This window comes from Streptomyces prasinopilosus (genome assembly GCF_001419695.1).
Classification (GTDB): Bacteria; Actinomycetota; Actinomycetes; order Streptomycetales; family Streptomycetaceae; genus Streptomyces; species Streptomyces prasinopilosus.
The window spans coordinates 1-6594 of sequence record NZ_LIRG01000436.1 but is presented as its reverse complement, the minus strand read 5'-3'; the positions used below and the strand labels follow the sequence as shown (position 1 = coordinate 6594).

Sequence of the window (6594 nt, the reverse complement as noted above, 5' to 3'; positions counted from 1 at the left end):
GTGCCAGCATGCGCAGGTCGACCATCGGCGAGGCCGCCCGGCGCTCGACGACGACCCATCCGGTCGCGAGGGCGGCCACGGCCACCGCGAGGGCGCCGATCGCGTAGGGCGGCAGGCCGGCGCCCGTCACCGTCACGAGCCCGAGCATGAGGGCGAGCAGCGTGCCGCTCAGCAGGACCGCGCCGGGCCAGTCGATGCGGTCGTCCGACCGGGTCGGCGGATCGTGCGGCATCAGCCGCGTCACGACCGCCGTCGCCGCGATGATCACGATCGTCGGAAGCACGAAGATCCCGTGCCAGGACAGTCCTTCCGCGATCGGCCCGGCGACCAGCGTCCCCACCATGCCACCGGCCGTGAACAGTGCGACGACCAGCCCGATCGCCGCCTGTGACCCTCCTGCCGGGAGGTGCTTGCGCACCAGGATGAAGGAGAGGGGCAGCGCACCCACCATGGCGCCCTGCAGCACCTGGCCGAGCAGCAGCACCGGCAGGTTCGGTGCCAGGCCGGCCAGCAGGCCACCGGCCGAGACCACGGCCATCAGCCGGATCAGCACCCGCTTCCCGCCGTAGCGGTCGCCGAGTTTGCCCGCGACGGGTGCGACGACCGCGCCGGTGACGAGCACCGCGTTGACGATGAGTGCTCCTTCGGCGGGACCGACCCCCAGCTCGCGTTGGAGCAGCGGGAGCGCGGGGTCCACCACCGACTGCAGGGTGCCGAGGGCGAGTGCCAGGACGCCGAGGGCAGCGAGAGCGCCGGCCGACAGCCTCCCGGCGCGGACCGGGGAAACCACGGATTCGGGAACGGACGTCTTCTTCATCGGTGACCGCCCAGCAGGTCCAGCATCTTCCGCGCCCTGGTGCCGGACATCGGGAGGTCCGCGGGCCGGCACCGCCGCAGGGCCCACCGCCCGGCCCTGCGAAGAGTCCGGCAAGGAGCCGGGGGAGGAATCCGGTGAGGAGATGTCGTCATCGGTCGATCACTCCAGACGCCGCGAGGCAAGGGGAACGCGCGGGATTCCGCGCGTCTCCCACGCTGCCCTCCGGCGCCCCGCCGGACATCGTCCTCCGGCCCCGTCCTCCCCTGGTGCGCCCGGACCAGGCGCCCCCGCGTCCTGGTGCGTACGCACCAGGGGCCGGCCCGGACCGGGGCGGGGCCCGGCCCGAGGTCCGGTGCCCCGGACGGCCGGGGGTCCCGGTCCGACGGCCGCCCCGAACCCGCCTTCCGGCACCCCCGGGTGAGGGGGTCGCCGGAGAACACCGGGTACGGCGCGAGCACTTCGCCGGTGCCGCGGAGGCGCCCGTGCCCCGGCCGCGTGCGCCCCGCCGCGGGCCCCGCTCCACCGGGTCTGCGGTCCCGCGGATCCGGCCGCGACCCCCGGCGCGTCCTGCGCCCGCGGTCCCTTCACCCGGCCCAGCCGGCCCGCGGGCCGGGGCCGGGACGCGGGGGCCCGTGCGCGGCCCGCGGCCGGGCCGTCAGGCGGGCGGCCCAGGGGGGAAGGGGATCTCCGCGAGCACCGGGATCAGCTGTTCCTCCTCGTAGTCGAGGTGCGCCGTCAGTTCCTCGGTCATCCGCTCCAGTTCGTCCCGGAACCGCTCGGGATCGGCCCGGGTGATGTCGGTGAGCAGCGCGGCGAGCTCCCGCTGGAGCCGCGCGACGGTGCGGTGTTCGGAGCGCAGCCTCGTGAGGGCGTCCTTGAGACGGGGGTGCGCGGCCTCCATCGCGGGAAACACGTGGACGTCCTCGCCCGTGTGGTGGAACTCCAGCGTCCGGCAGAAGGCCAGGCAGTGCTGCCGGATCTGGAGGCCGAGCCCCGGCGCCGGCCGCTCGTCCCCGTCCTGCCGGGAGGCCCGCGCCGCGAAGTGGGCGTCCACCTCGGCGCTCACGTGCCGTAGCTGCCCGCGGAGCCAGACATGGACCTCGACCAGTTTGTCGGCGAGGTTCGTGACCGTGCCGGGTCCCTCGCCGGGCGCCGGGTCGCTGCGTTCCAGCACCACGACGGGCAGGATCCGGTCCGTGTTCCGCTGGTACTCGCCGTAACCGGGTGCGGCCCGTACGACGTGCGAGAACAGGCGGTCGCGGTCCTCCCCCTCGGCGGGCACCGCGACGGCCTCGTACTCCTCCGTCCCGGTCTCCACCCGCACCAGCGGGGTGGCCAGGAGGTTGTGGTACCAGGCGGGGTGGCGGGGCCCGCCGAGGCGGGAGCCGACGACGAGCAGTCCGCGCTCGTGCCGGACGTAGCCCAGCGGGGTGGTGCGCTCCTCGCCGGACCTGGCGCCGGTCGTGGTGAGAAGCAGCAGATCGCCGCCCTCGAACGGGCCGCCGACCTTTCCTCCGTTGGCTCGGAACTCCTCGATGACCTGCTGGTCGAAGGGTGTGGACATATGAAGCGGGATCTCCCTGGATGACGGGACGCGCAAGGCGCGGTACGGGGTTACGGGACGAGGCGGGGCGGTGCCGCGCGGGTGCCGGCCGTTCGTCGGCCTGCTGGGCGGACGCGCACGGTCCCCGGTCCCGGGCGGCCGGATCGCGCCGTTGCGCCTCGGTGCGGCGGGAGGGCCGGCCCACCGGGCACGACGGGGGCACGGGCCCCGGACGGTGAGGGAAGCGGCGCGAACGCGCCGGATCAGGTCTCGCCTGTGATGGATGAACGCATGGAGGTCATTCCCCGGCGACAGGTGGTCGCCCGATCGCCGGCCCGCCCACATCTCTTCGGCCGACGCCACGCGCCACCCCCGCATTGGAACGATCAACGCCGGGCGCTGTCAAGGCTGTGGGACGACGGTGGGCAGGGTTCGAGCCACCCTCGGGCGGAACGCGGCGGCATGCCGCTGCCGGCGGTGAACCGCCCCGGGTCTCCGGGAGGTGCCTCAGACGCTCACGGCATGCTCGCGCACCGCGATCCGGGCCAGCTTCGTCAGCATCATGCCGTTGCGGACCCTGACGAAGTAGTCCACGGGCAGCCCGTGCATCCGGGTGCCGGGACCCCGGAGGGGATGCCAGTCGAGGGTGAAGAGGGTGTGCTCGCCCCAGGGCGTCAACCTCATGGCGATGCGGGCCGCGCCGAAGGGGTCCGCCTTCGCATCCAGCTCCAGGCGGTGCGGGGGTTCGCAGATGCGGACGACGCAGGTGTCGTCGAGGGTCAGCCGACCGGCGCCGACACGGACCCTCAGTCGGGCGCCCACGTCCGGCCAGTGCGGGTCCACGGCGAGGACCCGCTGGGTTCCCGTCACCCACTCCCCGTAGCGGTGGCCGTCGGCCAGCAGGTCCCAGACCTCGGACGGCGAGCTCAGGATCAGACAGCGGTTCCGGGCCATCATCACGCTCCTGGAGAAGGGTCGGCACGGAGGCGCCCCGGTCGCGGCGCCCCCGGTCGCGACGCACGGACGGGGACGTCCGGCGCGGCGGACGCCCGGCGGCCGTGCGGCGCGGCGCGGGCACCGGCCGCTCCCCGGTGCGCCGGGCGGGCCCGGCGCACCGGGCCGCCTCTCCGGCCTCCCACGGGCCTGGCCTCCAGCGTCCTGCCGATCGCACCGCCCGCACAGCCCGGGAGCGCCGGACGGGTGAGCCGACGGCCGGAGACGGGTGGGCCGGCGGCCGGCGTGGAGCGGCCGCGGCCACCGCGCACGGCGGCGCGCGTCAGGGACGCCGTCCGCGAGGGCACCACCCGCTCCGCCGGGGTCGTCACCAGCGCGGCGATCGTGATGGCCGGAGTGTTCGCGATCTTCGGCACGCTGAGCATGGTCGAGTTCGAGCAGCTGGGCGTGGGCCTGGCGGCGGCGATCCTGCTGGACGCCGTGGTGATCCGCGTCTTCGTCCTGCCGGCCCTGATGATCGCGCTGGGCAGGTGGAACGGGTGGCCGGCCGGCCCCGCGACGGGCACGCTCCGGAACTGCGGCCACGAGGTCCTGTACACGGGCGGTCCGGGGACCACGCCCGAGACCCCGATCGAGGTCTGGCTCAACCATGCGGGCCACAAGGCCGCGCTCACCTACGGCAGTTCGACGAAGGCGGGCGCCGCCGTCGTCAGGAACGACGCCGGTCGGCTCGTCGCGGCCATCACCCTCCGCTCCTGAGCGACGGGCGGCGCCGGTACGGGCGGGGCCGGGTGACGACCGGTACGGGCGCGGATCCCGGGCCGGCGGGCCGTACCGGCGAACAGCCCGCCGGCACCCGTGCGCCGGTGGGGCACCCCGTCTTCACCGGGGCGCCCCACCGGCGTGGAGGCGTGGACGGCCGGGGGGAGCGCGGACGTCAGCCGGTCCGGGGGTGTTTGCCGGGTCCCTCGGCGCCGGGGGACAACGGGGTGGGGGAGAGGGCGGTGTCCTCCTCGCCCGGCTCCAGAAGGGTGTCGGCGGCGCCGACGATGAGGGGGTCGGGCGTGCCGACCGCCTCTTCGTCCTTGCTGTCGTAGTCGATGCGCGACAGCAGGCTGCGCATGGTCTCCAGCCGGGCGCGCCGCTTGTCGTTGCTCTTGACCACGGTCCAGGGCGCGTGGACGGTGTCCGTGGCGCGGAACATGTCGACCTTCGCCTCGGTGTAGTCGTCCCAGAGGTCCAGCGACGCCAGGTCGGTGGGCGAGAGCTTCCACTGGCGCACCGGGTCGACCTGCCGGATCGCGAAGCGCGTGCGCTGCTCGGAGCGGGACACGGAGAACCAGAACTTCACCAGCAGGATGCCGTCGTCCACCAGCATCCGCTCGAAGGCCGGGCACTGGTCGAGGAACAGCTCGTACTCGTCCTTGGAGCAGTACCCCATCACGCGCTCCACGCCGGCCCGGTTGTACCAGGAGCGGTCGAAGAAGACGATCTCCCCGGCCGTCGGCATGTGCGCGATGTGCCGCTGGAAGTACCACTGGCCCATCTCGCGTTCGGTGGGCTTGTCCAGGGCGACCACGCGTGCGCCGCGCGGGTTGAGCCGCTCGATGAGCCGCTGGATCGTGCCGCCCTTGCCCGCCGCGTCACGCCCCTCGCACACGACGACCAGGCGCGCGCCGGTGTCCTTGACCCACCGCTGGAGCTTGAGCAGCTCGATCTGCAGGATCCGCTTGGTCCGCTCGTACTCCTTGCGGCTGACCTTGCGGTCGTACGGATGGTTCTCCCGCCACGTCCGGATGGGACGCCCGTCCGCGTCCAGCACGATCGGCTGCTCCCGCCGGCTGACGTCCACCGTCAGTCCGTCCAGCAGCTTGTCCGCGTCTTCGGCGTTCATCGCCCGACTCCCCGTTCGGTCCGCACGGCCGGTCAGAAGGGCATGCGGCCGCGGGTGCGGCGGCCCGCCGAGCCGCTGCGGCCCACCGCACGCGAGCTGGTGTGGAAGGGCTTGCTGAAAAGGCGGCCCAGGACGCCGGGCGCCTTGCCGCCGGCCCGCGCCCCGGCACCGAGCGTACGTTGCGTGCCGCGTTCGGGGTGGCGGGAGAGACGGGGGACGAGGAAGGCCAGGACGGCCAGGACCACACACACGGCGATGACGGCGACGACTACCACGACCGGCTCCTTTGCTGAGGGACGGACATACAGGTGCCCCGTCCCGTCTCGCCCATGTGGGCGGCGGGGGCTCCGTTCCGGGACCGGGCCCCGCGCACGGTCCCCGCGACCGGTGCGGGCGGCGCGCCGGGCGCGGCACCGGCGCTCTCCCGGCGGCACGCCCGCGGAGCACCGGGGACGGGGGACCACCGTGCGCCTCCCGGCCGCGCCGCCCGGGTCAGTTCCGGGTTCCGGCGGGTTCCTCGCCGTGGCGGTCGACGACCGCGCGGGACATGACGGCGTCGATCCCGTACAGCGTGTCGGCCGTGCTGCCCCTCGCCCCGTCGCCGGTGAGGTACGACCGCGAGCCGAGGTAGGCGAGCGTGTCCTTGTCGAAGATCCACACGTCCCGGGTCGCGGACCCGGCGTCCTCGCGGGTGATGCCGATGCCGTGCCGGCCGGCGGCGTCGACGGCGTCGGGGACCTCGGTCACGCCGGGAATCCTCTCGACGGCCCGGTAGAGACCGGAAGCCGTGGCGGGAGGCATGATCGTCGAGCTGAGCAGGTCGCCGATCCTCCCGAAGACGGCCTGGTCCTTCGAGTCCCCGTCCTGCACCCCGGTCCGGGAGCGGAGCAGTTCGAGCAGGGCGTCGGGGTCGGTGGGGAGCGAGGCCAGCCACTCGTACGTGGGGTGGTCGATGCCCGCCCGGACCGGCTCGGCGGACTCCACGGGCACCAGCTGACCGGGCATGACGGCGTCCTCGCCGGTCTCCCGCATCCAGCCGGTCCTGGTCACCGGGCCGGGGTCCTGCGCGGTCCACACCTCCTGCCGGTGCAGGGCGCCGAGCCGCACCGGCCCGTCGAAGGAGCCCGTGTTCCCGCGGATCAGGCGCTCGACGTACACGAACTGGCCGTCCTTCACCGGCGTGGCGTCGGTCCTCATGGCCGCGGCGGCGATCCGGTCGAGCGTGACGGAGGCGCTGTTCACCCCGGCGGGCGCGGAGCCCGCCCCGGCCGCCGGGGCGGAACCGTGGCCGCCCCCGGAGAACGTGAGGAACAGCGCCCCGCCCTGGTGGTGCCGGCCGTGTCGATGGCCCTGGCCGGGGCGCTGTTCCTCACGTTCTCCGGGGGC

Annotated in this window: 7 protein-coding genes; 1 reads left to right on the top strand and 6 read right to left on the bottom strand. The window is 74.5% G+C overall.

The genetic code is table 11. From position 1 onward, the window contains the following. The 3 genes from AOK18_RS18655 to AOK18_RS18645 all read right to left on the bottom strand — a co-directional run. A partial coding sequence (locus AOK18_RS18655; RefSeq protein ID WP_157865123.1) for an MFS transporter occupies nucleotides 1-817 on the bottom strand: 817 nt, incomplete at its 3' end. 655 nt (nucleotides 818-1472) lie between these two features. Beyond that, nucleotides 1473-2381 (bottom strand): nitroreductase/quinone reductase family protein, encoded by a 909-nt coding sequence (locus tag AOK18_RS18650; RefSeq protein ID WP_055695113.1) that lies wholly within the window; start codon nucleotides 2379-2381, stop codon nucleotides 1473-1475. Between the two features lie 486 nt (nucleotides 2382-2867). Further along, nucleotides 2868-3314, bottom strand: coding sequence for an SRPBCC family protein (locus AOK18_RS18645; RefSeq protein ID WP_095534019.1), 447 nt, complete (start codon nucleotides 3312-3314; stop codon nucleotides 2868-2870). 246 nt (nucleotides 3315-3560) lie between these two features. Between AOK18_RS18645 and AOK18_RS35425 the strand changes: the two genes are divergently transcribed. Next, entirely contained in the window at nucleotides 3561-4073 is a 513-nt protein-coding gene (locus AOK18_RS35425) for an MMPL family transporter (RefSeq protein ID WP_420865621.1), read from the top strand. A 178-nt stretch (nucleotides 4074-4251) separates the two neighbouring features. On the opposite strand, the gene ppk2 is transcribed toward AOK18_RS35425, so the two are convergent. The 3 genes from ppk2 to AOK18_RS18625 all read right to left on the bottom strand — a co-directional run. Then, nucleotides 4252-5208: a polyphosphate kinase 2 gene (gene ppk2 / locus AOK18_RS18635; protein WP_055572662.1), complete on the bottom strand. Its 957-nt coding sequence runs from the start codon at nucleotides 5206-5208 to the stop codon at nucleotides 4252-4254. 32 nt (nucleotides 5209-5240) lie between these two features. Next, nucleotides 5241-5483 (bottom strand): DUF6411 family protein, encoded by a 243-nt coding sequence (locus AOK18_RS18630; RefSeq protein ID WP_055572663.1) that lies wholly within the window; start codon nucleotides 5481-5483, stop codon nucleotides 5241-5243. 217 nt (nucleotides 5484-5700) lie between these two features. After that, nucleotides 5701-6594, bottom strand: an 894-nt coding sequence (locus AOK18_RS18625; RefSeq protein ID WP_055695111.1) for a CU044_5270 family protein, incomplete at its 5' end; no start/stop codon positions are given.